24 protein-coding genes and 1 tRNA gene are annotated in these 23,296 nt (G+C 63.7%); 10 read left to right on the top strand and 15 right to left on the bottom strand.

Features of this window, described 5'->3' with window-relative positions; translation table 11 throughout:
* Positions 1-24 precede the first annotated feature (24 nt).
* Entirely contained in the window at positions 25-1,314 is a 1,290-nt protein-coding gene (locus WG907_RS12910; RefSeq protein ID WP_340233335.1) for an MFS transporter, read from the bottom strand.
* Between the two features lie 83 nt (positions 1,315-1,397).
* Between WG907_RS12910 and WG907_RS12905 the strand changes: the two genes are divergently transcribed.
* The gene (locus WG907_RS12905; protein WP_340233333.1) at positions 1,398-1,958 is read left to right on the top strand and encodes a TetR/AcrR family transcriptional regulator; all 561 of its coding nucleotides are present in this window, start codon (positions 1,398-1,400) and stop codon (positions 1,956-1,958) included.
* Positions 1,959-2,041: 83 nt separating this feature from the next.
* Here WG907_RS12905 and rpoH read toward each other — a convergent pair whose 3' ends face one another.
* A complete protein-coding gene (rpoH, locus tag WG907_RS12900; protein WP_340233332.1) occupies positions 2,042-2,953 on the bottom strand; it encodes an RNA polymerase sigma factor RpoH in 912 nt (303 codons plus the stop codon).
* Between the two features lie 75 nt (positions 2,954-3,028).
* Complete coding sequence (locus WG907_RS12895) at positions 3,029-3,985, bottom strand: RluA family pseudouridine synthase (RefSeq protein WP_340233330.1); 957 nt, start codon at positions 3,983-3,985, stop codon at positions 3,029-3,031.
* 16 nt (positions 3,986-4,001) lie between these two features.
* On the opposite strand from WG907_RS12895, the gene WG907_RS12890 reads away from it, so the two are divergent.
* A complete protein-coding gene (locus WG907_RS12890; RefSeq protein ID WP_340233328.1) occupies positions 4,002-4,400 on the top strand; it encodes a M67 family metallopeptidase in 399 nt (132 codons plus the stop codon).
* Positions 4,401-4,495: 95 nt separating this feature from the next.
* Complete coding sequence (locus WG907_RS12885; protein WP_340233327.1) at positions 4,496-5,143, top strand: histidine phosphotransferase family protein; 648 nt, start codon at positions 4,496-4,498, stop codon at positions 5,141-5,143.
* 242 nt (positions 5,144-5,385) lie between these two features.
* Here the strand turns inward: WG907_RS12885 and glnA are convergent, their stop codons facing one another.
* The 3 genes from glnA to map all read right to left on the bottom strand — a co-directional run bounded on the left by glnA (position 5,386) and on the right by map (position 8,300).
* Positions 5,386-6,798: a type I glutamate--ammonia ligase gene (glnA, locus tag WG907_RS12880; RefSeq protein WP_340233325.1), complete on the bottom strand. Its 1,413-nt coding sequence runs from the start codon at positions 6,796-6,798 to the stop codon at positions 5,386-5,388.
* Between the two features lie 91 nt (positions 6,799-6,889).
* Complete coding sequence (locus WG907_RS12875) at positions 6,890-7,228, bottom strand: P-II family nitrogen regulator (RefSeq protein ID WP_196225956.1); 339 nt, start codon at positions 7,226-7,228, stop codon at positions 6,890-6,892.
* 241 nt (positions 7,229-7,469) lie between these two features.
* Positions 7,470-8,300 (bottom strand): type I methionyl aminopeptidase, encoded by an 831-nt coding sequence (gene map / locus WG907_RS12870; RefSeq protein ID WP_340233322.1) that lies wholly within the window; start codon positions 8,298-8,300, stop codon positions 7,470-7,472.
* 82 nt (positions 8,301-8,382) lie between these two features.
* On the opposite strand from map, the gene WG907_RS12865 reads away from it, so the two are divergent.
* The gene (locus WG907_RS12865; RefSeq protein WP_340233320.1) at positions 8,383-9,144 is read left to right on the top strand and encodes a competence/damage-inducible protein A; all 762 of its coding nucleotides are present in this window, start codon (positions 8,383-8,385) and stop codon (positions 9,142-9,144) included.
* Between the two features lie 300 nt (positions 9,145-9,444).
* Here WG907_RS12865 and WG907_RS12860 read toward each other — a convergent pair whose 3' ends face one another.
* The 3 genes from WG907_RS12860 to WG907_RS12850 are packed head-to-tail and all read right to left on the bottom strand — an operon-like array spanning position 9,445 to position 13,225.
* On the bottom strand, positions 9,445-11,472 hold the full coding sequence (locus tag WG907_RS12860) for a M3 family metallopeptidase (RefSeq protein ID WP_340233319.1): 2,028 nt from the start codon (positions 11,470-11,472) through the stop codon (positions 9,445-9,447).
* Complete coding sequence (locus WG907_RS12855) at positions 11,465-12,280, bottom strand: transglutaminase-like domain-containing protein (protein WP_340233317.1); 816 nt, start codon at positions 12,278-12,280, stop codon at positions 11,465-11,467. Before WG907_RS12855 ends, WG907_RS12860 begins: the two co-directional genes overlap by 8 nt.
* A 6-nt stretch (positions 12,281-12,286) precedes the next feature.
* On the bottom strand, positions 12,287-13,225 hold the full coding sequence (locus WG907_RS12850) for a transglutaminase family protein (protein ID WP_340233316.1): 939 nt from the start codon (positions 13,223-13,225) through the stop codon (positions 12,287-12,289).
* Between the two features lie 14 nt (positions 13,226-13,239).
* On the opposite strand from WG907_RS12850, the gene WG907_RS12845 reads away from it, so the two are divergent.
* Complete coding sequence (locus WG907_RS12845) at positions 13,240-14,016, top strand: N-formylglutamate amidohydrolase (protein ID WP_340233315.1); 777 nt, start codon at positions 13,240-13,242, stop codon at positions 14,014-14,016.
* Between the two features lie 9 nt (positions 14,017-14,025).
* Here the strand turns inward: WG907_RS12845 and WG907_RS12840 are convergent, their stop codons facing one another.
* A complete protein-coding gene (locus WG907_RS12840) occupies positions 14,026-14,802 on the bottom strand; it encodes a sulfite exporter TauE/SafE family protein (protein ID WP_340233313.1) in 777 nt (258 codons plus the stop codon).
* 280 nt (positions 14,803-15,082) lie between these two features.
* Here WG907_RS12840 and npdG point away from each other — a divergent pair, with 280 nt between their 5' ends.
* The 5 genes from npdG (at position 15,083) to WG907_RS12815 (ending at position 20,517) form a co-directional block, all read left to right on the top strand.
* The gene (gene npdG, locus WG907_RS12835) at positions 15,083-15,745 is read left to right on the top strand and encodes an NADPH-dependent F420 reductase (protein WP_340233311.1); all 663 of its coding nucleotides are present in this window, start codon (positions 15,083-15,085) and stop codon (positions 15,743-15,745) included.
* Positions 15,742-16,674 carry a 2-phospho-L-lactate transferase gene (gene cofD / locus WG907_RS12830; protein WP_340233310.1) on the top strand — a complete coding sequence of 311 codons (933 nt, stop codon included), beginning with the start codon at positions 15,742-15,744 and terminating at the stop codon, positions 16,672-16,674. Before npdG ends, cofD begins: the two co-directional genes overlap by 4 nt.
* A 130-nt stretch (positions 16,675-16,804) precedes the next feature.
* Entirely contained in the window at positions 16,805-18,223 is a 1,419-nt protein-coding gene (locus WG907_RS12825; RefSeq protein ID WP_340233309.1) for an FAD-binding oxidoreductase, read from the top strand.
* A 36-nt stretch (positions 18,224-18,259) separates the two neighbouring features.
* Positions 18,260-19,513, top strand: a complete 1,254-nt coding sequence (locus WG907_RS12820; protein WP_340233308.1) for a hypothetical protein — start codon at positions 18,260-18,262, stop codon at positions 19,511-19,513.
* 56 nt (positions 19,514-19,569) lie between these two features.
* Positions 19,570-20,517, top strand: a complete 948-nt coding sequence (locus tag WG907_RS12815; RefSeq protein ID WP_340233307.1) for an SDR family NAD(P)-dependent oxidoreductase — start codon at positions 19,570-19,572, stop codon at positions 20,515-20,517.
* Between the two features lie 30 nt (positions 20,518-20,547).
* Here the strand turns inward: WG907_RS12815 and WG907_RS12810 are convergent.
* The 5 genes from WG907_RS12810 to WG907_RS12790 all read right to left on the bottom strand — a co-directional run bounded on the left by WG907_RS12810 (position 20,548) and on the right by WG907_RS12790 (position 23,270).
* Positions 20,548-20,623: transfer RNA gene (locus WG907_RS12810), tRNA-Lys, on the bottom strand.
* A gap of 43 nt (positions 20,624-20,666) precedes the next feature.
* Positions 20,667-21,173 carry a 2-amino-4-hydroxy-6-hydroxymethyldihydropteridine diphosphokinase gene (folK, locus tag WG907_RS12805; protein WP_340233305.1) on the bottom strand — a complete coding sequence of 169 codons (507 nt, stop codon included), beginning with the start codon at positions 21,171-21,173 and terminating at the stop codon, positions 20,667-20,669.
* Positions 21,174-21,398: a hypothetical protein gene (locus WG907_RS12800; RefSeq protein ID WP_340233303.1), complete on the bottom strand. Its 225-nt coding sequence runs from the start codon at positions 21,396-21,398 to the stop codon at positions 21,174-21,176.
* A gap of 24 nt (positions 21,399-21,422) precedes the next feature.
* Entirely contained in the window at positions 21,423-22,271 is an 849-nt protein-coding gene (aguB, locus tag WG907_RS12795) for an N-carbamoylputrescine amidase (RefSeq protein WP_340233301.1), read from the bottom strand.
* Between the two features lie 15 nt (positions 22,272-22,286).
* Positions 22,287-23,270: an agmatine deiminase family protein gene (locus tag WG907_RS12790; protein ID WP_340233299.1), complete on the bottom strand. Its 984-nt coding sequence runs from the start codon at positions 23,268-23,270 to the stop codon at positions 22,287-22,289.
* Positions 23,271-23,296: the final 26 nt, after the last annotated feature.

Raw genomic sequence — 23,296 nt, 5'->3', positions numbered from 1 at the left:
AGCGTGGTCACGCCATCGCGCAAGTCAGGCGACAGCCAGTTTCTCCGATGGCGCGCGACCGATCAGCAACACGAGGCCCGCGCCGATCAGGCACAATATTCCCGCCCCGATGAAGGCCGGCATATAGCTGTGCCACAGGCTACGCGAGAGGCCGCCGCCCAGGGCAGCGCTGGCGGCCCCCAGCTGATGCCCGGCGAATATCCAGCCCAAGACGATGTTGGCCTTTTCCGGTCCAAAGCGCTGCGCCGTCAGCTTGACGGTCGGCGGCACCGTCGCGACCCAGTCAAGGCCGTAGAAGACCGCGAAGATCGAGAGGCTGTAGAAAGAAAAGTCGCTGAACGGCAGATAGAGGAGGGACAGGCCGCGCAGCCCATAATAGAAAAAGAGCAGCCAGCGATTGTCGAACCGGTCGCTCAGCCAGCCCGACGCCAACGTTCCTGCGAAATCGAACAGACCCATCATCGCCAGCATGGACGCCGCGCCGACCGCCGCCAGCCCATAGTCGCCACACATCGAAATGAAGTGCGTCTGGACAAGGCCATTGGTGCTGGCCCCGCAAATGAAGAAGGAGAAAAAAAGGATCCAGAAGGTCGGAATGCCGGCAGCCTCGCGCAATATCGTCAAGGGCGTCATCAGCAGTGCCGCAAAACTCGCTGGCTGGAGCAGCGTAGGCTGGACGGTGCGATCGCCGTAAGGCGGCAAACCGAGATCTGCGGGACGGTCGCGCATTAAAACAAAAGCGACGACGGCAACAACGACGATCGCGCCGCAGACCAGTAGCATGGCGGCCCGCCAGCCGTAGCTGCCCGTCATCCCGGCGAGCAGCGGAAGGAAGGCGAGTTGGCCGGTCGCGGTGCTGGCCGAAAGCAAGCCCATGACGAGTCCGCGCCTGTCCGAGAACCAGCGCGTTGCGACGGTCGCCCCGAGCACCATGGCAGTCAGCCCGGTGCCAAGTCCGATGACCACGCCCCAGAGCAGGAAGAGCTGCCACAGTTCCGTCATGGCTAAAGACAGCAGCAGTCCGCCGGCAACGATAGTCAATGATATCAGCATCATGCGACGGACACCGAACCGGTTCATAAAGGCGGCAGCGAAGGGCCCCATGCATCCGAACAGCACGAAACGGATGGCCAAGGCTGCCGAAATATCGGCCGCACTCCAGCCATATTCCTTTTCCAGGGGCACGATGAACACGCCCGGCGCCCCGACCGCCCCCGCCACGGCCAGCATGGTGAGAAAGGTCGCTCCCGCGACCGCCCAGCCATAGTGGATGTTGCGCGCAGCAAGGCGACTGGCAAGCAGATTGGATAGCATCTGACCCCCGGAAAACTCGGACTTGATCCTTAGATGATAACTATCATATATGACGTCAAGGGCCGGTCGGCGAAGAGGTGGATATGAAAGTCAGTCGGGAACGGGCAGCGCATAATCGCGATGCTGTCGTTGAGGCGGCTTCGCGCCTGTTCCGTAGCCATGGGGTTGATGGCGTCAGCATCGGTGAGATCATGCAGGAAAGTGGGCTCACGCATGGCGGCTTCTACAAACAGTTCGGCTCGAAGGAGGCGCTGGCTGCCGAAGCCTGTGCGCGGGCGCTGGAGCGAGGTGCCGAGCGTTGGCGAGGCATCATCGATGCAGCCGCGCCGGGAGACGAGGTCAAGGCGCTGACGCAGGATTATCTGAGCGCGCGCAATCGCGATGCCGCGGAAACGGGCTGTGCGCTGGTGGCGGTAGGGACGGATTCCGCGCGTAAGGGCGGTGCGCTTGCCACGGCATTTAGAGGCGGGATGGAGGGGCTGGCCGACATTCTGACCGAGCGGACCGGCGATCGCTCGCGGGCGCTCGCGCATTTGTCGCAAATGGTCGGCGCGATGGTGCTGGCGCGGGCGGTCGGCGATCCGGCGCTGTCGGAAGAGATTTTGGAAGCAGCACGTGGTGCGCTTGATGCCGGACCAGATTAGTCGGACAACCAGCGTCGAGTGTCGAATGGACCAGCCACAAAAAAGCCCCGGATCGCTCCGGGGCTTTTCCTGCTAGTCACGCCTCAAGCCAGTGCGAAGCGGCCCATCTTGCTGATCTTGTCGCCGGCAATCCGCATCATTGCCTTTTGCAGCTTTTCGAAGGCGCGCACCTCGATCTGGCGAACCCGTTCACGCGAGACACCATAGACCTGGCTGAGTTCTTCCAGTGTTTTGGGCTCTTCGGCCAAACGTCGCTCGGCGAGGATATGCTTTTCGCGATCGTTGAGATCGCCCATCGCATCGACCAGCATGTCGTGGCGCAGGCTCTTCTCCTGCTCGTCCGCAACGCGCTCGTCCTGCAGGGGGTCATTGTCCTGCAACCAGTCCTGCCACTGACCGTCGCCATCCTCGCGCATAGGGACATTGAGCGACGTATCGCCACCCATGGCCATCCGGCGATTCATCGAGACGACATCATCTTCTGACACGCCAAGATCGGTAGCGATCTTCGTGACATCAGCAGGCTTGAGGTCGCCATCCTCGAATGCGTCGATGCTGTTCTTCATCCGGCGCAGGTTGAAAAAAAGCTTCTTCTGCGATGCGGTGGTGCCCATTTTAACGAGGCTCCAGCTGCGCAGGATGAATTCCTGGATCGAGGCGCGAATCCACCACATGGCATAGGTCGCGAGGCGGAATCCGCGATCGGGCTCGAACTTCTTCACACCCTGCATCAGGCCGATATTGCCCTCCGAAATCAGTTCGCTGACCGGTAGGCCATAACCGCGATACCCCATCGCGATTTTCGCGACGAGACGCAGATGCGACGTAACCAATTGGGCCGCAGCTTCGGGGTCCTGATGCTCGGAATAACGCTTGGCGAGCATATATTCCTGCTCGGGCGTCAATAGCGGAAATTTACGGATTTCCGAAAGATAGCGGTTGAGGCTGGCTTCACCGCCCAGCGCCGGAACCGCGGGGACATTGCTCTTGGCCATGTCACTTTCCTTCCCTTTTCATGTGCGGCGGGACCCAGAAGTGGCATCCAGAACGCCGCAGCAAACTTGACTCATTCATACACGAAGCTGACTTAACAGTTCCTGCATATCGGCTGGCAATGGGCTCTCGAACCGCAGTGTTTCGCCGCTAATGGGGTGTATGAACCCCAGTCGTTTGGCGTGCAATGCCTGCCTTTTGAAACCCACAGTTTCCAGTATTGATTTGAAACCTTTTCTATCCCTACCGTAAACCTGGTCGCCTATCAAGGGGTGCCCGATATGCGCCATATGCACGCGGACCTGATGCGTACGCCCGGTTTCCAGCCGACATTCGACCAAAGTGGTCCCATATAGCCGCTCGATCGACCGGTAATGTGTCATCGCACGCTTGCCTCGCCCTTCTCTATGAACGGCCATCTTCTTTCGATCGGCATCCGACCTGCCCATCCAGGTTTCGATCGTGCCGGCCGCAGGCATCGGAACGCCATAGGCGATAGCGGCATAGAGCCGATCGATCGAATGGTCTCGAAATTGGACGGCCAGGCCCTCATGCGCTTTGTCGGATTTAGCAACGACCAAAAGCCCGGAAGTATCCTTGTCGATGCGATGAACGATACCAGGCCGCGCCACGCCGCCGATCCCGGACAATTGGCCGCGACAATGGTGCAAAAGCGCGTTGACCAGAGTCCCGTCCAGATTACCGGCCGCCGGGTGAACCACGAGACCCGCCGGCTTGTCGATGACGATCAGGTCCGCATCTTCATGCACGATATTCAGGGGGATATCCTGCGGAGTTGCTTCGGCAGCCGCGAGGGCGGGAAAGGCGACGGCGTAAGTTTCGCCCAGGGCAACTTTCATCGACGGATTGAGCGCAGCAGCCGTGTTGCCTGGTATGACATGGCCGCTCAAAATAAGCGCTTTGAGCCGTTCGCGCGATATATCGGGAAACAGGTCCGCCAGGGCGCGATCGAGCCTCAAACCCGACTGCGATTCGCCGATCGTCGCTTCAATGATGGAAACCCCCGGACCCATTGGCTACGAAGTAGGCATGAGAGTGGAAATTTCAAGGTTGTTGCTCGAAGTGATAGTAAGCCGGGCGGCGGAGGACAGCGCCGAAATCTGTGGCCTTTTATTCGGGGCGTCCACGAGGATCGCGGGGGAGCAACCAACTGCCAATGTCGCGGCAAACCCCGCGAGGCACTTTGAAATCGACCCGGCGGCACTGATTGCCGCTCATCGGGCAGCACGGTTCGGCGGTCCCGTTATCATCGGCCACTACCACTCCCATCCGGGCGGGCTCGCCATGCCATCGGCGGTAGACACTGCCAGTGCTCGGCCAGACGGCAGCCTTTGGCTGATCGTGGCAGGTGGGGACGCCCGGCTATGGGTGGCGCGGGCGGGAAGCGGGGGCGTTGCATTCGAAGAAGCGCAGCTTGCCATCCTATGATCGCGACCGGCGCGATGGCGGGGTTGCATCGCTCGCCGGGGCAGCGCATTAGCCGGGGAGGTTTCCTCAAAATCAAAGCGACGACAGCGAGCTTCATGACCCATCCGATCGACAGCACCGAATTTGCGAGCCTGCTCTGTTCGCGTCTCTGCCATGACTTGCTCAGCCCGGTGGGTGCGCTGAACAATGGCCTTGAGCTGATGGCCGATGAGACGGACCCGGATATGCGGCAACGCTGCCTCGATCTGCTGGCGGACAGCGCGCGGACGTCGGCCAACAAGCTCAAATTTTTTCGCCTGGCTTTCGGGTCGGCGGGTGGCTTTGGCGATGCCGTGCCTACCCATGAAGCGCGGGTGGCGATCGAGGGCATGTTCGCGCAGACGGGCCGGGTCAAAGTCGGGTGGATGGTCGGCGATGACATGCTTAACAAGCTGGCGGTCAAGGTGCTGCTTAATCTTTCGCTGATCGCCGGTGACGCGCTGGTGCGCGGTGGGCAACTGGATGTGGGCGCTGAAAAGCGTCCCGGCGTTACAGAGATCGTGGTGCGGGCCGAGGGTCCCAAGCTCGTGCTCGACCCGGAATTGCGCGCGGCGCTGGCAGGCGCCCTGCCGCCCGAGGGGCTGGCATCACGTACGGCGGCCGCCTGGATGGTGCGGTCGCTCGTGACGGGGCGAGGCGGGGAGATCGTACTGTCCGCACCAGGCGAGCCCATGCTGCTATTCGGGGCGTCGATTCCCGGTTGACCCTTGATCGGCTATTGCCGTGTCGAGGAGGGCGAAACATTTCCGCTGCTCGCATAGTATAGCGGTGCGCCCTATCCATTCCATCGCACATATGATTTGTCTTCTGCGCTTCAGAAGCATGTCATCCATCATCACTCATGCCGGATATCCCCGGGGCATAGATCGATGCGTTGACCCCGTTTGACGCGAAAGGCCCGGCTGCTTTCGCAACCGGGCCTTTGCTCATGTCAGTCTGAATAGAATCAGCCGCTATAATACATGTCGAATTCGACCGGCGACGGGGCCATTTCCCAACGATACACTTCGGGCCATTTCAGTTCGATATAGGCGTCGATCTGGTCCTTGGTGAACACGCCGCCCTTCAGCAGGAAGTCATGATCGGCGATCAGGCTGTCGAGAGCCTCGCGGAGCGAACCGCAGACGGTCGGCACCTGCGCCAGCTCGGCCGGCGGCAGGTCATAGAGATTCTTATCCATCGGACCGCCAGGGTGGATCTTGTTCTCGATGCCGTCGATGCCCGCCATCAGCAGCGCCGAAGTAGCCAGATAGGAGTTGGCGAGCGGATCGGGGAAGCGGAACTCGACGCGCTTCGCTTTGGTCCCCGCGCCGTAGGGGATGCGGCACGACGCCGACCGGTTGCGTGCCGAATAGGCGAGCAGCACGGGCGCTTCGAAGCCCGGCACAAGGCGCTTGTAGCTGTTGGTCGTCGGGTTGGTGAAGGCGTTGATCGCCTTGGCGTGCTTGATGACGCCGCCGATGAAGTAGAGGCAGGTTTCGGAGAGACCGGCATAGCCGTCGCCCGCGAACGTGTTCTTGCCCTCGTTCCAGATCGAGATGTGGGTATGCATGCCCGACCCGTTATCGGCCTTGATTGGCTTGGGCATGAAGGTCGCGGTCTTGCCATAGGCTTGGGCGACCATTTTCACGACATATTTGTAGATCTGGATGCGGTCGCAGGTTTCGACGAGCTTGCCGAAGGTCAGGCCCAGTTCGTGCTGGGAGCCGGCGACTTCATGATGATGCTTGTCCATGGGCAGGCCCATTTCAAGCAACGTCGTTACCATTTCGGCACGAATGTCGGTGGTGACATCGACCGGGCCAACCGGGAAATAACCGCCCTTGGCGCGCGGGCGGTGGCCCATATTGCCGCCTTCATAGGTGGTGCCGGTGTTGGTCGGCAGTTCGACATCGTCCAGCTTGTAATAGGACGAGTTGTAGGTGTTATCGAACTTCACATCGTCGAACATGAAGAATTCAGGTTCCGGGCCGATATAGACGGTGTCGCCAAGGCCGGTGGACTTAAGGAAGGCTTCGGCGCGCTTGGCGGTCGAACGGGGATCGCGCGAATAGAGCGAGCCATCTTCGGGTTCGACAATATCGCATACGAGGATCAGCATCGGCGTCGCGCTGAACGGGTCGACATAGACCGCGTCCAGATCCGGCTTGAGGATCATATCGGACTCGTTGATTTCCTTCCAGCCCTCGATCGAGGAGCCGTCGAACATCAGGCCATCCGTCAGCTCATCCTCGCCGATGACGCTGGCGCACATGGTGAGGTGATGCCAGGCGCCCTTGGTATCGGTGAAACGGACATCGACCCACTCGATCTCCTTTTCTTCGATCATCTTCAGGATGTCTTTAGGCGTGTTGGCCATGTGCATTTGCCCTTCTCATTGATTACCCCCCCGAAGGGGCAAGGTGGATGGTCTTGTTCGCCTGCCCCCTGTAGCCGGCGTGAACCTCTTGTCAGATCGCGTCGCTATCGCGTTCGCCGGTACGGATGCGGACGGCGCCCTCGATCGCGGAGATGAAGATCTTGCCATCGCCGATCCGGCCGGTTTGGGCGGCTGCCGAGATCGCCTCGACTACCCGGTCGGCCAGCGCATCGTCGACGACGACTTCCAGCTTAACCTTGGGCAGGAAGTCGACCACATATTCCGCGCCCCGATATAGTTCGGTATGGCCTTTCTGGCGGCCGAAACCCTTGGCCTCCGTCACGGTGATGCCCGAAACGCCGACCTCGTGAAGCGCTTCCTTCACTTCGTCGAGCTTGAAAGGTTTGATGATCGCTTCGATCTTCTTCATCACTAAATCCCAACCCAATAGCATCCGCGGTTTGCGGTGAAATCCCGCGCCCCTTGTCTCCCCGAGCCACAACGCGAATGCCCTTCAAGGCACTGCGACGGCTCTTAACAAACAATTACCGTGCCAACTGACGAATCGTCAAACATGCTTTCGGCGATGCAGCAATATTTGTCCATATTGCCCGGAATTCGGGCAAAAATCGCATCGGCTGCCCGTTTTTTAAGCAGTGTGCGGCGAGGCTTCAGCCACCGTAGGGCGGCGCATCCAGACCGGATGGACTCTTGGTGAAAATTTCACATCCGGTTTCGGTGATGCCGATGCTGTGTTCGAACTGGGCCGACAGGGTGCGGTCGCGCGTGACGGCCGTCCAGCCGTCGTCCAGCATCCTGACGCCCGGCTTGCCGATGTTGATCATCGGTTCGATGGTGAAGAACATGCCGGGGCGCAATTCCGGTCCGGTGCCGGGGCGTCCGACATGGACCACCTCCGGGCTGTCGTGGAACACCCGACCGAGACCATGGCCGCAGAAATCGCGGACGACGCCGTAGCGATGCTTTTCGGCATGGGTCTGGATCGCGTGGCCGATGTCGCCCAGATGATTGCCGGGCCTGGCCTGCTCGATCCCCAGCATCAGGCACTCATAGGTAACCTCGACCAGGCGGCGCGCTTTGATGGGCGCCTCGCCCGCGATGTACATGCGGCTCGAATCGCCGTGCCAGCCGTCGACAAGGGGAGTCACGTCGATATTCAATATGTCGCCGTCGCGCAGCGTCTGCTCGCCGGGAATGCCATGGCAGATGACATTGTTGAGCGAGATGCAGCAGCTATGCGTGTAGCCGCGATAACCGAGCGTCGCGGGGACGCCGCCGCCATCCAGCGACATGCGGCGCACGATGTCGTCAAGCTCGCCGGTGGTGACGCCTGGGACGACATGCGGGACGAGCGCATCGAGTATTTCGGCAGCCAGCCGGCCCGCGCGGCGCATGCCTTCGAATCCGTCCGCGTCGTGGAGCTTGATCGCGGTCGAGCGGGAAACCGGCGCGTCCGCCGTCATCGTCATATATTCGGTCATGTGCCCGATTATAGGGGCTTGTCCGCGATAATGCGAGAGGGGGCGGCTAGGCAGATGCGCCGGCACAGGCTATGGGCGGCGCATGGCCGATCTCAACCGCATCTGGACCGCAGCTCTGATCGTCATCGGCGATGAAATCCTGTCGGGGAGGACGCAGGACAAGAATATCGCGCAGATTGCGAGCTGGCTCAATGTGCAGGGGATTCGCCTGCGCGAAGTGCGGGTCGTACCCGATGTCGAGGCGGCGATCGTCGAGGCTGTAAACGCGTTGCGGGCGCGCAACGACTATTTGTTCACGACGGGCGGTATCGGTCCGACGCATGACGATATCACTGTGGACGCGATCGCGGCTGCGCTCGGAGTCGAGGTCGAGGTGCATAGCGAGGCGCGGGCCGTGCTCGAGGGCTATTATGCGACGCGCGGCGGGCTGACCGAGGCGCGGTTGCGGATGGCGCGGGTGCCCGCCGGGTCCAGCCTGATCGAAAACCGGATGTCGGGCGCGCCGGGCATACGGCATGGCAATGTCTTCATCATGGCCGGCGTACCGCATATCACGGCGGGGATGCTCGACAGTTTGACGGGGACGCTGGAGGGCGGGCTGCCTTTATTGTCCGCGCAGATCGGATGCTGGGTAGCGGAAAGCGAGATTTCGGACCTGCTGGGGCGCACCGAGAAGGATCATGAAGGATGCCAGATCGGCAGCTATCCCTTTTTCCGCGAGGGCAGGACCGGCGCGAACTTCGTTATCCGGTCGACCGATGCCGAAGGTCTGGAGCGGTGCATCGCCGATCTGAGCGCGCGTCTGGAAGCGGGTGGATGGCCAGTGGTCGCGGGCGGTATCTGAGCGTCTCACCGGGCTTAACTTCACATATTTCCCGCATATTTCGCCCATTTATTGCGTGGCATTGAAATTTTCGGAAAGTCGACGGCGCAGGGGTGAACGATGTGAAAGAGCCGGCAGGGCGTCTTATCGCATATCCGGCGGGTTGTAGGACAGCAGAACCTGCGCCTTGCTGATGCGGCGACCTAAGTTGCTCCTCCGCTGATCGGCCGCCCTATGAAGCCGCGTCTATTTCCTTCGATACGCCATTTCGACAAGCTCAATGGCTACTCAGGACGAACGGTTCTTCCTAAATCCTAAATTCTAGGCGTCGACCAGATGGCGGGCGCGCATGAGCGCGGCTGGGTCGGGTTCGCGGCCGAGGAAGGCGGTGAAGGAGTCCATCGGGTCGCGGCTGTCGCCGACGCTCAATATCTCGTCGCGAAAGCGCTGGGCGAGGGCGGGGTCGAAGATGTCGCCTTTCGCGGTAAAGGCTTCGAACGCATCGGCGTCGAGCGCTTCGGACCAGACATAGCTGTAATAGGCGCTGGCATAGCCGCCGTCGAAAATATGCGTGAAATACGGCATGCGATGGCGCAGGCCAATGGCGTCGGGCATGCCGATTCGCGCCAGTTCCGCCTCGACAAAGGCGCGGGGGTCGGCAGCGGCGGCTTGTCCCGCGCGATGCAAAGCGAGATCGACCAGGGCGCAACTGATAAGTTCGACGGTGGCGAAGCCCTGCCCGTAGCCGTCGGCCGCGCGGATCGCGGCGATGAGGTCGTCGGGTACGCCGAAGCCGGACAGAACCTGCCGGCTGATGATCCAGTTCTCCATGAATTTGCTCGGAAATTCGACGAAGTCGCGGGCCACGGCGGTGCCCGACTGGCTCGGATAGGTGACCCGCGATAACAGGCCGTGAAGCGCATGGCCGAATTCGTGGAAGAGCGTGCGCGCCTCGTCGATCGACAGGCGGGTCGCCGCGGTATCGGGAGGCGGCGCGGCGGCGAAATTGGCGACGAGATAAACGACCGGAAGAACATCGCCGTCGAGCCGTTCCTGCACGCGCAGGCTGCCCATCCAGGCGCCGCCATGTTTTTCGGGGCGGGCGAGATAGTCGGTAAAGAGGAGGCCAACCGGTTCCCCGGCTGAATCGTCGACCTGCCATGCCCAGACATCGGGATGATAGCCGGCAATGTCGGCACGGCGCGTAAAGCGGAGGCCATAAAGGCGGCCCGCAGTGTCGAACGCGGCCTGTCGCACGGCGTCGAGACGGAGGTGCCGGGAGACCGCCGCACCGTCGAGCGCATAGCGATCCCGCCGCACCTTTTCCGCATAGAAACGCCAGTCCCAGGGCGCGAGCGTAAAACCGCCGCCGTCCGCGTCGATCAGCGCCTGAAGCTCCGCCGCCTCCTGCGCGGCGCGGCGCTTGCCCGGTTCCCAAAGCTGTTCGAGCAGCGCCTGTGCGGCCTCGGGAACATGCGCCATACTGTCTTCCAGCGCATAATGCGCGTGATCGCGATAGCCGAGCAGGGTCGCCCGCTCGTGGCGCAGCGCCAGCATCTCGGCGATGACCGGCCAATTGTCCTGCGTGCCGCCGTCGCAGCGAGCGGTGAAGGCGCGCCAGAGCCGCTCGCGCAGATCGCGGCGTTGCGAAAAGGCGAGGAAATTTTCATAGTCGGTTCGGTCGAGACCGACATGGAACCGGCCCGCCGCGCCCTTGGCGGCGGCGCGCCCGGCGGCGGCGTCCCGCATGGCGGGGGGCAGGCCGTCTAGATCGTCCGGGCCAAGGTCCATCACCCAGTCCGCCGTCGCGGCCATGACATGATGGCCGAACGCGACCGAGAGCGCGGACAAGCGCGCGTCAATGGCGGCGAAGCGCGCCTTGGCGGCGGCGTCGAGCGCCGATCCGCCGCGCAGGAAACCGGCATGAGAGGTTTCGACCAGCCGGATCTGTTCGGGCGCAAGGCCGCAATCGTGCCGCGAGGCGTGAACGGAGGCGACCCGCGCGGCGAGCGCGGCGTCGTGGCCGATCGCTGTGGCATGCGCGCTCATCAGCGCCGAAACGTCGCCCTCGATCGCGCGAATATCCGGTGTCGCCTGCGCCGATGACAGCGTCCAGAACAGCCGCCGGACGCGCGCGAGCGCCGAACCCGCGCGCTCCAGCGCGACGATCACATTGTCGAAAGTGGCAGGTTCGGGGTTGGTGGCGATGGCGGCGATTTCATCGCGGTGCCATCCGATCGCGATATTCAGCGCCGGTATGATATCGCCTGTCCGCACCAGCGCGAAGGGCGGCGCGCCGAGTGGCCCGTCCCAGGATTCCAGCAGCGGGTTGGCCGCGATGTCAGTCAATCTGGTTTACCTCGTCGGTGTGAACGTCGAACCGCGCCAATGTCGTCCGGCCAAAGGCGGTGGTCAAGGCGACATCGGTGGCGTCGCGGCCTCGCGCCATCAGGATGCGGCCGATGCGCGGCTGATTGTGGCGCGCGTCATAGGTGAACCAGTCGCCCGCGACATAGACGTCGAACCAGGCGCTGAAATCCATCGGCGCGTCGACCGGCGGGATGCCGATATCGCCGAGATAGCCGGTGCAATAACGCGCCGGAATATTCATGCAGCGGCAGAGCGTCACTGCGAGATGGGCGAAGTCGCGGCACACGCCCCGCCGCTCCTGATAAGCGTTCCAGGCCGTCTTGTCGCTGCGGGCGTGATGATAGCCGAATTCGATATGATTGTGAACGAAGTGGACGATCGCCTCCACCCGCTCGCGCGCGTCGCTGATATAGCCGAAATTCGACCAGGCGACGTCCATCAGCCGGTCGGTTTCGCAATAGCGGCTGCCGAGCAGAAAGGGCATGACCGCATCGGGCAGATCTTCGACGGGCATTTGCGGACCGGCGGGTGCGCGGCGGTCCAGCTCGCCGCTATCGGCGATGGTAAAATCGCAGGACAGGGTCACGCCGCCGCGCGGGATGGTGAGCCGGGTCGCGACATTGCCGAACCCGTCCTCGAACTGATAGAGCGGCACGTCGGGATCGGCCATCAGCCGTTGTGGCGTCTGAAGATCGTGATGGCGCGAGGGATGGATGCTGAGCAGCGCCATCATCGCGGTCGGTTCGTCGGTTTCGAAGCGAATGTCGTAGCCGCAGCGAATCAGCATGGATCTTTACTTCCCTGTTGCGCCGGCACGCCGGCTGTTGATGGCGCCATGATCGGTCAAGGCAAATTGGCTGGGGTCGGCGCGATGGACGTCGACGGTGACGTCCATGCCGAGGAAACTGGCGGGCGGCCCGAACCAGGTGCCCGACAGCGGCAGCGCCTGATAGGGATCGCGGGCGACGGCGACGCGGATGAGGCCGCGATTGCCGATGATGCCGTTGGTCGGATCGAATTCGACCCAGCCCGATCCCGGCAGGAAGATGCGGACCCAGGCATGGGTATTGCCGCCGCCGAGCACGCCTTCGGAACGCGAGGGGTTGTAGACATAGCCCGATACGAACCGGGCGGCGAACCCCAGGGCGCGAACCGCCTCGATCATCAGCACGGCGAAGTCGCGGCAGGTGCCCTGCCGCTGGTTCAGCGTCTCGATCGGCGTCTGGGTGCCCTTTTCATGGCGCGGCACATAGGTGAAATCGCGGCGGATGCTGGTCGCCATGTCGGTGAGCATCGCGACGGTGTCTGTCGAGGCATCGTCCCGGACGAAGCTGCGTGCCCAATTGTCGACGATCCGTTCGGGATCATGATGTTGCCGCTCGATCGAGCGCAGCAGGTCGGGCATGTCTTCCGACGAATAGATGAAGGGAAACCGGCGGGCATAGGGTTCGACATCGACCTGGCCCTGGGCCAGCGGGGCATGTTCGAGCGTCGCTTCGCTGGACACGACCAGTTCGTCGGCGCGGCGATCGAACAGGGCGATGGCGACCGAATTGCCGAACACGTCGTGCAGCCAGCGCAATTCGCGCGGTTCGGGGGTGATATCGAGGCGAGCGGACAGGAGGCGCTGGTCAAAGGCTTCGCGCGGGCGCATCATGATGCGATGCTCACCAATCGACACGGGTTGCCGGTAGCGGTAGCAGGTAACATGACGGATCGTCAGCAACGGCATGGGGGCGGGTCCTGATGGCCGGGCGCGCGCCGGGGCGGCTGCTGGGGCCGGACGATCCGGCTCCATTTGCGCTGCATAACGCTGAAGGGGCCGCACCGTTCCTTTTGACCGGCGATCATGCGGGAAATGCGGTGCCGGCGGTGCTCGGCGGGCTGGGCGTGGCGAGCGGCGAGCTGTCGCGTCACATCGGGATCGATATCGGGGTGCGCGGCCTGGGCGAGGCGCTGTCGGGGCTGCTCGATGCGCCCTTCATCCATCAGCCCTATTCGCGGCTGGTGATCGACTGCAATCGCGATCCGGCGTTGGACGAGGCGATACCGGGGGTTTCCGATGCTACGCGGATACCGGGCAATGAAGCGCTGAGCGCCGCGGACAGGGCGGCGCGGATCGCCGAGATTCATGCGCCCTATCATGGAGAGATCGCGGCCATGCTGGAGGCGCGCGCGTCGCGGGGACGGCCGACGATATTGCTGGCGCTGCACAGCTTTACGCCGGTGCTCGGCGGGGAGCGGCGGCCCTGGGATGCGGGGGTGCTGCACTGGCAGGGCGATGTGATCTTCGCGCTGCGGTTGTTGCGGGCGTTGCGCGAGGAATCCGGGCTGACCATCGGCGACAATGCGCCCTATGCGATGGATGCGACCGATCACAGCGTGCCGCGCCACGCCTTTGCGCGGGCCATACCCTATGCCGAGATAGAGGTGCGGCAGGACCTGATCGGTAATGCTGCAGGGCAGGCGCATTGGGCGGAACTGCTCGCCCATGCGGCCCGGCGGGCGAGCGTTGCGGACTGAGCGTATGCCTCAGGCGATGAGGTTGATTGCCACGATGATCAGGATGGAGGCGAGGATCGGGCGGAGGATCGACTCGCGCACATGGGAGGCAAGCATGCTGCCGAGCGCGATGCCGGGCACCGATCCGACCAGCAACGCGCCGAGCAGCGCGAAATCGACCGTGCCCAGCCACCAGTGGCCAATACCGGCGACGAAGGTCAGCGGGACGGCATGGGCAACATCGCTGCCGACGATGCGCGCAATGGGCTTGCGCGGGTAGAGGACCAGCAGGGCGGTCGCGCCGATCGCGCCCGCGCCGACCGACGTGATGGATACGGCCGCGCCGACCACCGCGCCGAGCAGAACGGTAAGGTTGCGCGTGGTAACCGGGTTGCGATCATCGCCATGGCTGCGCGACCAGGACAGGATCCTGTTCTTGGCCAGCAGGGCGACGCCGGTCAGCAGCAGCATGACGCCAAGCGTGACCTTGATCGGATCGACAATGTCCGCCGAGGGTGGCCCCGCCGCCGCGAGCAGCCCAAGGGCGACGATCGCGGCCGGCAAGCTGCCAAGCGCCAGCCAGCCGACGATCGACCAGTCGACCGACCGCTTCCAGTTGTGGACGAAGCTGCCCACGCTTTTCGTGATGCAGGCGTAGAGCAGGTCGGTGCCGACGGCGGAGGCGGGATGGAAGTTGAACACGAGCACGAGGATCGGCGTCATCAGCGATCCGCCGCCAACGCCCGTCAGCCCGACCAGCGTGCCGACGCCAAAGCCCGCCAGCGAATAAAGCAGGTTCGCGCTCATTGCGCGACGACAACGTAAGTGGCGCGGAGCGGGTCAATGGGATGAGAGTGAGGCAGGACACGCGCTCCGTTTGGGTCGACTTTGCGCGGTTTGTAGGCGAGGTCATGGGCTGCGGCGACAAAAAAAACTTGAGCAAGGGAATAGCAGAACGTCATCCCGTCTCATTTTGCTACCCAGTTTCGATTGACAATATGGGCGTCTGCGTGACACGAGCCGCAATCGCCTGCCGCCGGTTCACGCCGTGATTCAGGCGCGGGATATCAGTGAGCAGGAGCAGAATGTGAGCGAAGACTATCAGGGGACGATCGCGGTGATCGGCGGCACCGGCGATCTTGGCGCGGCGATCGCCCGGCGGCTGGCGAAGGCGGGCCGCAAGGTCATCATCGGATCGCGGGGCCTTGAAGGCGCGGTCGCCGCTGCCGAACGCCTCGGCTTCGGTCTGACCGGCCTTGCAAACCCTGACGCGGCTGCAGCAGCCGACCTCGTGATCGTCACCGTGCCTTTCGCCGCGCAGGAAGGCACGCTCCAGAGCATCGCCGGTCATGTCGCAGGCAAGATTGTGGTCGACACCACCGTGCCGCTGGTGCCGCCGCGCGTGATGCGCGTGCAATTGCCGGCCGAAGGCAGCGCCGCGGTCAAGGCGCAGGGCCTGCTGGGCGAAGATGTGACGGTCGTGTCCGCATTCCACAGCGTCGCCGCGCACAAGCTGATCACCGACGAGGAGGTCGCCTGCGACGTGCTGGTGTTCGGCGATGACAAGGCGGCGCGCGCCACCGTGGTCGGTCTTGCACGCGATTGCGGCCTTCGTGGTCTGCACGGCGGCGCGCTCGCCAATTCGGCGGCGGCCGAGGCGCTGACGTCGGTGCTCATCTTCCTCAACAAGACCTATAAGGTCGACGGGGCCGGCGTCGTGATCACCGGGACGCTGGTCGAACCGGAATGAGCGGACGCGTCGTCGTACTGACGGGCGGCGTCGGCGGGGCCAAGCTGGTGCTTGGCCTCCAGCAGTTGCTGGAACCGGCGAACGTGACCGCTATCGTCAATACCGGCGACGATTTCACGCATCTGGGCCTGCATGTGTCGCCCGATATCGACACATTGCTCTATACGTTGAGCGGCAAGTCCAACGCCGCGCAGGGATGGGGACGCGAGGGGGAAAGCTGGAATTTCCTCGACGCGCTCCGGTCACTGGGCGGCGAGGACTGGTTCATGCTGGGCGATGGCGATCTGGCGCTGCATGTGTTGCGATCGATGCGGCTTGCGCGCGGCGAAAGCCTGTCGGCGATCACCGCCGATTTCGCCCGGTCCTGGGGGATCGCCATCGACGTGCTGCCGATGAGCGACCAGCTGGTCGCGACTCATCTCGACACGGACGAGGGCGTGCTGCCGTTCCAGCGCTATTTCGTCGGGCGGCGCTGCCAGCCCGTCGTGCGGCAGGTGATGTTCGAAGGCGCGGCGCAGGCGAAGCCGGCGCCCGGCGTGTGCGAAGCCATATTGGCGGACGATACCACCGCCATCCTGATCGCGCCGTCCAATCCCTATCTGAGCGTCGATCCCATATTTGCCGTGCCGGGCATTCGCGACGCCTTGCTAGCGGCGCGCGCGCCTGTCGTCGCGGTCTCGCCCATCGTCGGCGGGGACGCCGTTAAGGGGCCGACCGCCAAGCTGATGCGGGAATTGGGCAGCGTCGTGACCCCACAGGCGGTCGCCGCCCATTATGGCGATGTCCTGGACGGCATGCTGGTCGACGAGCGCGACGCGCGGGTGAACCTGGGGATCGCGTCGGTGCACGTCGACACGTTGATGACATCGCTCGATGATCGGGTGCGGGTCGCGCAAGCGGCGCTGGCACTCGCTGCCGGGATTCGCTGAACAGGCGGCATTCGGGGGGTCGTTTCCGTTGCCCAACTGCGGCGACTTGAAAATTACTTAGGCGCATCGCCTGTGTCGGGGGGCTATAAGGGCCAAGGCGGCGTCGGATGCCGCGCGACCGGAGCAGGCCATGGCGATACATTTAGCGGATGAACAGATCGAGGTCGGATGTGGCGCGATCCCGCCCGCCGCCGCGCAAGCGCTCGCCTTGCTGCTGGGCGACCGGTTCACGACGGTCCGCGCGATCAGGGACCAATATGGCCGGGGTGAGGCCTATCCCACGCTGCTGCCGCCCGATGCGGTCGCCTTTCCGCAGACGACCGTGGAGGTTAGCGCGATTGCGGCGATCTGCTTCGCGCATGGCGTGCCGATGGTGCCGAGCGGCGCCGCGACATCGCTGGAGGGCAATATCACCGCGCCCATGGGTGGGCTTGGCATCAATCTGGCGCGGATGGACCGCATCCTGGAGGTGAACGAGGCGGACCTCGATTGCGTCGTGGAGGCGGGCGTCACGCGCGAGCAGCTCAACCATGAGTTGCGGGCGGCGGGGCTGTTCTTTCCGATCGATCCGGGCGCGAATGCGACGCTGGGCGGCATGGCCTCCACCCGCGCGTCGGGCACCAATGCGGTGCGATACGGGACGATGGCGCATAATGCGCTCGGCCTGACCGTGGTGCAGCCCGATGGCACCGTGATTCACACCGGCGGGCGGGCGCGCAAGTCGGCGGCGGGTTACGATCTGACCCGGCTTTATGTGGGGTCGGAAGGGACGCTGGGGATCATTACCGAGGTGCGGCTGCGGCTGTACGGCATTCCCGAGACGATGGCGGCGGCGACCTGCGCGTTCGAGGATCTGGCCGGGGCGGTCAACACGGTCACGCAATTGATCCAGATCGGCGTGCCGGTGGCGCGGGTCGAACTGCTCGACGAGATGCAGGTGCGCGCCTGCAACGCCTATTCGGCGCTGAACCTGCCGGAAAAACCGCATCTTTTCTTCGAATTTCACGGGTCGAAACTGGCGACGCAGGAGGATGCCGAGACGGCGCTCGCCATTGCGACGGGCGAGGGCGGCTCCGGCTTTGAATGGGCCACCGCCACCGAGGATCGCAACCGGTTGTGGAAGGCGCGGCATAACGCCTATTTCGCGGCGGTGGCACTCAGGCCGGGCGCGCAGGTGTGGTCGTCCGACGTGTGCGTGCCGGTGTCGCATCTGGCGGACGCGGTGCTGGCGGTGCGCGCCGATATCGATCGCAACCGCCTGACCGCGCCGATCGTCGGCCATGTCGGCGACGGCAATTTCCATGTGCTGTTCGCGATCGACCCCGCCGACCCCGCCGAACGGACGCGCGCCGAAGCGGTCTATGCCGCGATGATCGAGCGGGCGATCGCGGTCGGGGGAAGCTGTACCGGCGAACATGGCGTCGGCATGGTCAAGGGCAAGCATCTCGTCAGCGAACATGGCGCGCCGGGCGTGGCGACGATGCGGGCGATCAAGCATGCGCTCGATCCGCTGGGCCTGATGAACCCCGGCAAGATTTTCGTTGATTAGGATGCGCCGCGGTCGGCAGACATGGTGAGCCGGGACTTGCCTCGCGCATGCAACCCGATCATCGGGGGCATCGTCGCTTGCATATTGGGGGGGCTGACGGTCCTTTCCACCGACGCGATGGCGCGGGTGCAGGCCAGCAGCGCCAGCGCGTCGCGCCAGTCGCAGATTCGATGCGACGGGAGCGACGAAACAGCGCAGTGGCGCAAGCTTCTGGCCATGACGAAATCGGGACAGGTCATAACGCTCCCCGTCGGCAAGACCTGTGTCTATTCGACGATCATCGTGCCGGACAATGTGACGATAGATGGAGGTAACCGGAACGCCACGGTGTTGATGACCAATTCCCCGGTCGCGGACGGCATCACGCTGGGCGACGGGTCGGTACTCCGGAACGTCAAGCTGACATCGTCCGTGCCCCGCACGGGAGGCTATTTCGTTCGGACGGCGGCAAACGGCACCGTGGTCGAGAATATCGTCTGCGCCCGCTATTTCATCTGTTACGGGGCGATCGGCGCAAAGGCGGAACTGCGGGCGATCGCGCCGGTGCTTCGTAATGTGCTCGCCTTCAACCCGGCCATCGGGCGCGGCGCCGGGTTTGCGGTGTTTCACAATTTCGGCAATGCGCAGGTCGCGTCGCTTTCCGTTTCCGGACCGGGCGGTGGGCAGCAGCCCGATTTTGGACTGAAGTTCCTGAACGGCGACACGGCGTCGGTCAGCGACGTCAACATCACGCAGCATGGGGCCGCACTGGACCTCGCCGTGCCGGCGCATAATAATCTATATGCCCTGCATGTTCAAAACAGCCTGTTCGACAGCGCCGGGAAGGTCAGCGGGGCCTTTAATGCACCAAGCTGCTGGCTGCGGCCCGGAGGCGGGCTGTATGAGACCGTGATGACGAATGTCTGGTGCGGGCTTTCGGCGGGATCGGATGGCATGCTGATCGCGCCCCGGCCCCCGGGCGTGATCGAAGGTCTTCACATTCACAACGGGCAGTTCAGCGGCAACCGGGGCAACGGAGTCCATATCGCCACATCGGGCCTGTCGGACTTCACCTTCACTGGCGGCAGTGCGGGAGGCAATAACGGATCTGGCGTGCTGGTGGACGCGTCATGCCGATTCGGCGTGATATCCGGCATGATGCTGCGCAAGAACCACCGGGGTGATAATGGCGACCATGGAATGGACGTTCGCGCCGGGGCGGACCTGACCTTTCGGAGCAATTTTTATTCAGGGGCAAAGGGCGCGTATCGCGTGCAGCCCGGCCTCAAGGCCGTGATTGTCCAGCCATGATGTTCAGGCACCGGGCGTTGGGTAAGTGATGACAAACGAGAGAGGGAGAGGACAGCATGGATTATCATATTGAAAAGGATCGGACGGCCGAGGACGTGCTGGGCGACATGGACCTTAGCGGCAAGCGCGTGCTGATTACAGGCGCGGGCGCGGGTCTGGGGCTCGAGACATGCCGGGCTATCGCGGCTCGCGGCGCGCATGTGATCGGCACCGTGCGCGATCTGGCGAAAGGTCGCGAGGCGATAGCGGCGTTTGCAGGCAGCGCCCCCGGCGGCGTCGAGCTTGTCGAGTTGGACCTGGCGTCGCTCGAGAGCGTACGCCAATGTGCCGACGCCCTGCGGGCGAAGGGCGAGCCGTTCGATGTCATCATAGGCAATGCCGGGATCATGGCGGCGCCGAGGGAGACGACCAAGGATGGCTTTGAAAGCCAGTTCGGTGTCAATCATCTGGGACATTTCCTGCTGGTCAATCGCCTCGTTCCGCTGCTGCGATCCGGTTCGCGGGTCATCATCCTGTCGTCCATGGCGCATCGCATGGCCGATCTCGATCTGGACGACCCCAATTTCGAGCGGCGACCCTATGATGAATGGGCATCCTATGGCGGCGCCAAGACCGCGAATGTCCTGTATGTCGTGGAACTCGACAAGCGTCTGCGCGCACGCGGCGTGCGTGCGACCGCCGTTCATCCCGGCGTCGTCACCGACACCGCCCTGACGCGCCATATGAGCCCGGATGATTTCCAAGCATTCGTCAATTCCGAGCGCGATGTCCATCATCGCAACAAATCGATCCCGGAAGGCGCGGCGACAACCGTATGGAGCGCTTTTGTGGCGCCTGCCGATGCTGTCGGAGGCCGCTATTGCCAGGATTGTCGCGTGTCCGAGGTCAATGACTCGCCGATCGTGTCCAATCACGGCCCGCGTGCCTATGCGATCAATCCCGATCGTGCGACGAAGCTGTGGGCGATCAGCGAAAAGCTGGTCGGCGAACAGTTCGACTTTTAGCGAAAAGCGCCCTGGCGGTGGGCGAAATGATGGTGAGTCCAGCTGGGTTCGAACCAGCGACCTACTGATTAAAAGTCAGTTGCTCTACCGACTGAGCTATGGACCCCCGTGCCGAGGTCCGCTCGCCCTAATGGGGGGAGGGGCGCGGGTCAACCTCTGGCGGGGGGCTTTGGCCGGGCTTTTTTGAGGCGCGACTCAAGCTGGCGGATGGTGAGGCCGGTGGCGGGATCGCGCCAGTCGGCGGCGATCGTCAGGATCGGGCGGAGCACGAAATCGCGCTGGCGAAAGACGAGGTGGGGGATGGTGAGCGCGCGCGAGCGCCATCGGCCACCCGACCACAGGATGATGTCGATATCCATGCTGCGCGCGCCCCAGCGGCGATGGCGGCGGCGGCCGAGGCTGCGCTCGATCTGCTGGAGGCGGACGAGCAGCCGATCGGGCGGGAGGGCCGATTCAAGCAGCAGCGCGGCATTGGCGAACCGGCGCGCGGAGGGGCCGAGCGGCGGCGTCGACAGCGTCGGCGAGCATGCGATGACCCGGCCCAGCCCGGCAATGGCGAGCGCCGCGGCGTCGATCAGCCTGCGGGGCGTGAGAGAAGCGGACAGCGCCCGATTTGAACCGAGTGCCAGCGCATACACGGCAGGCCGCTGGACCATTTAGCGGGTTTCACCCTGCGCCAGACGCTTCACGGCCGCATAGGCTGTGTCGCGGGCATCAAGGGGTAGCGAGAGGAGAAAGCGCGACGCATCCCGATAGGTCAGCAAGGCCGTTTTTTCCACGACGATCGGGATATTCCGGTTATGGAATATCCGCCGCAATAGCCGGCGCTGGGGTCGGGTGAGCGCGTCGGACTGCTCTTCGGTGCCGACGCCTTCATCCATGCGCGTGTGCCCGATGCGGCATGATCATATATCCTGCGCGATGCGGGCGTAGAGATCGGGGCGGCGGTCGCGGAAAAAGCCCATGCCCGCGCGATGCTTGCGCGCCCGTTTCAGATCGAGCGTCGCCACCAGCGCGCCATGATCCTTCGCATCGGCTTCGGCGGCGAAATCGCCCCATTCGTCGGTGATGAAACTGTGGCCGTAGAATAGCTGGCCGTCCTCGTCCCCGATGCGGTTGGCGGCGATGACGGGCATGCAGTTGCTGACCGCATGGCCGAGCATCGCGCGCCGCCACATGCGGCTGGTGTCGAAATCGGCATCATAGGGTTCGGACCCGATCGCCGTCGGATAGAATAGCAGTTCCGCGCCCATCAGCGCCATCACCCGCGCGGTTTCGGGATACCATTGGTCCCAGCAGATGCCGACGCCGATCGTGCCATAGCGGGTCGGCCAGACCTTGAAGCCCGAATTGCCGGGACGGAAATAATATTTTTCCTCATAGCCGGGGCCGTCGGGAATGTGGCTCTTGCGGTAGACGCCCATGATTTCGCCCTGATCGTCGATCATCGCGAGCGAGTTGTAATGATGGTGGCCGTCGCGTTCGAAGAAGCTGGTCGGGATGTAGACGCCAAGGTCCTTGGCCAGCTTGCGCATTTCCTGCACCGCCGGGTGCATGTCGGTTGGCTGCGCGGTGGCGAACAGGGCTTCGTCCTCGACGCGGCAGAAATAGGGGCCCTCGAACAGTTCGGGCGGCAGGATGATCTTCGCGCCACGGATCGCGGCCTTTTTCACATGGTCGGCGACCTTGGCGATATTCGCGCTCATATCGTCGGTGAACGAGAGCTGGAGCGCGGCAACGGTGACTTTGGTCATGGCAGTCCCGATAGTTCAGACGGAGGGCATTTGCTGGCTGCAACAGTGGAAGCTGCCGCCGCCGGATACTATGGCGTCGCTGGGCAGTCCTACAATGTCGCGACCGGGAAAAAACGGGCGGAGCGTGTCGAGTGCGGCCCGATCGTTGGGCTGGCCATAGACGGGGACGATGACGGCGGCGTTGCCGATGTAGAAATTCATGTAGCTGGCGGGGATCGCTTCGCCATCGACGAGCACGAGACCGGGTGAGGGCATATCTGCCACCGCTACCCCATGCGCTTTTGCCCGTGAACGCGCGTCGGCGTAGAGCGCGGCGTTGGGGTCGTCGTCGGTCGTGGCGAGCGGTATGGCCAGCACGCCCGGCGCGACGAAGCGGGCGAGATTGTCAACATGGCCGTCGGTATGGTCGCCGAGCAACCCGTCGCCCAGCCACAACATGTCGGACAGGCCGAGGCTGCCGGCGAGCAGCGTTTCGATCTTGCCGCGATCGAGATCCGGGTTGCGATTGGGGTTGAGCAGACATTGTTCGGTGGTGACGAACAGGCCGGTGCCGTCGGTGTCGACCGCGCCGCCCTCGAAAATCCAGTTCTGGGTCGAGGTGGGGAATCCTGTCATCGCGGCGAGGCGCGCGCCGATATCCTCGTCGCCCGGCATTCGATATTTCCCGCCCCAGCCGTTGAAGCCGAAATCGACCAGAGCACGGCCGTCCGGGCCGGTGACGGCGATCGGCGCGGTGTCGCGCAGCCAGACGTCGCCCAATGGCTGGACGATGATGGTCACGCCAGGATCGACCAGAGCGCGGGCCGCCAATGCGTCGGCTTCGTTGGCGACGACGAGGCGAACCTCCTCGCCCCGTCCATCGGCGTGGACCGCGCTCGCGAAGTCGGCGATCTGCCGCCGCGCGCCGTCAAAGGCGCCAGGCCATTCGGCGGGGTTGGTGGGGAAGCCGATCCAGACCCAGTCATGGGACGCCCATTCGGCGGGCATGCGGTAGGTCATGGGGAATCCTCGGGCAGTCTGGGAGC

This window comes from Sphingobium fluminis, assembly GCF_037723805.1.
In the GTDB taxonomy this organism is placed as follows: domain Bacteria; phylum Pseudomonadota; class Alphaproteobacteria; order Sphingomonadales; family Sphingomonadaceae; genus Sphingobium.
Note: the sequence above shows the minus strand (reverse complement) of the source record. Positions and strands in the feature narration are given on the sequence as shown.

Coding starts and splice junctions, on each gene's coding strand:
- cofD (WP_340233310.1), top strand. CDS start 15,742: ATGAGCGGACGCGTCGTCGTACTGACGGGCGGCGTCGGCGGGGCCAAG.
- WG907_RS12825 (WP_340233309.1), top strand. CDS start 16,805: ATGGCGATACATTTAGCGGATGAACAGATCGAGGTCGGATGTGGCGCG.
- WG907_RS12850 (WP_340233316.1), bottom strand. CDS start 13,225: ATGCCGTTGCTGACGATCCGTCATGTTACCTGCTACCGCTACCGGCAA.
- WG907_RS12905 (WP_340233333.1), top strand. CDS start 1,398: ATGAAAGTCAGTCGGGAACGGGCAGCGCATAATCGCGATGCTGTCGTT.
- rpoH (WP_340233332.1), bottom strand. CDS start 2,953: ATGGCCAAGAGCAATGTCCCCGCGGTTCCGGCGCTGGGCGGTGAAGCC.
- WG907_RS12840 (WP_340233313.1), bottom strand. CDS start 14,802: ATGAGCGCGAACCTGCTTTATTCGCTGGCGGGCTTTGGCGTCGGCACG.
- WG907_RS12865 (WP_340233320.1), top strand. CDS start 8,383: ATGGCCGATCTCAACCGCATCTGGACCGCAGCTCTGATCGTCATCGGC.
- WG907_RS12910 (WP_340233335.1), bottom strand. CDS start 1,314: ATGCTATCCAATCTGCTTGCCAGTCGCCTTGCTGCGCGCAACATCCAC.
- WG907_RS12885 (WP_340233327.1), top strand. CDS start 4,496: ATGACCCATCCGATCGACAGCACCGAATTTGCGAGCCTGCTCTGTTCG.
- map (WP_340233322.1), bottom strand. CDS start 8,300: ATGACCGAATATATGACGATGACGGCGGACGCGCCGGTTTCCCGCTCG.
- aguB (WP_340233301.1), bottom strand. CDS start 22,271: ATGACCAAAGTCACCGTTGCCGCGCTCCAGCTCTCGTTCACCGACGAT.
- WG907_RS12845 (WP_340233315.1), top strand. CDS start 13,240: ATGGCCGGGCGCGCGCCGGGGCGGCTGCTGGGGCCGGACGATCCGGCT.
- glnA (WP_340233325.1), bottom strand. CDS start 6,798: ATGGCCAACACGCCTAAAGACATCCTGAAGATGATCGAAGAAAAGGAG.
- WG907_RS12790 (WP_340233299.1), bottom strand. CDS start 23,270: ATGACCTACCGCATGCCCGCCGAATGGGCGTCCCATGACTGGGTCTGG.
- WG907_RS12875 (WP_196225956.1), bottom strand. CDS start 7,228: ATGAAGAAGATCGAAGCGATCATCAAACCTTTCAAGCTCGACGAAGTG.
- WG907_RS12815 (WP_340233307.1), top strand. CDS start 19,570: ATGGATTATCATATTGAAAAGGATCGGACGGCCGAGGACGTGCTGGGC.
- WG907_RS12890 (WP_340233328.1), top strand. CDS start 4,002: ATGAGAGTGGAAATTTCAAGGTTGTTGCTCGAAGTGATAGTAAGCCGG.
- WG907_RS12800 (WP_340233303.1), bottom strand. CDS start 21,398: ATGGATGAAGGCGTCGGCACCGAAGAGCAGTCCGACGCGCTCACCCGA.
- WG907_RS12855 (WP_340233317.1), bottom strand. CDS start 12,280: ATGCTGATTCGCTGCGGCTACGACATTCGCTTCGAAACCGACGAACCG.
- folK (WP_340233305.1), bottom strand. CDS start 21,173: ATGGTCCAGCGGCCTGCCGTGTATGCGCTGGCACTCGGTTCAAATCGG.
- WG907_RS12895 (WP_340233330.1), bottom strand. CDS start 3,985: ATGGGTCCGGGGGTTTCCATCATTGAAGCGACGATCGGCGAATCGCAG.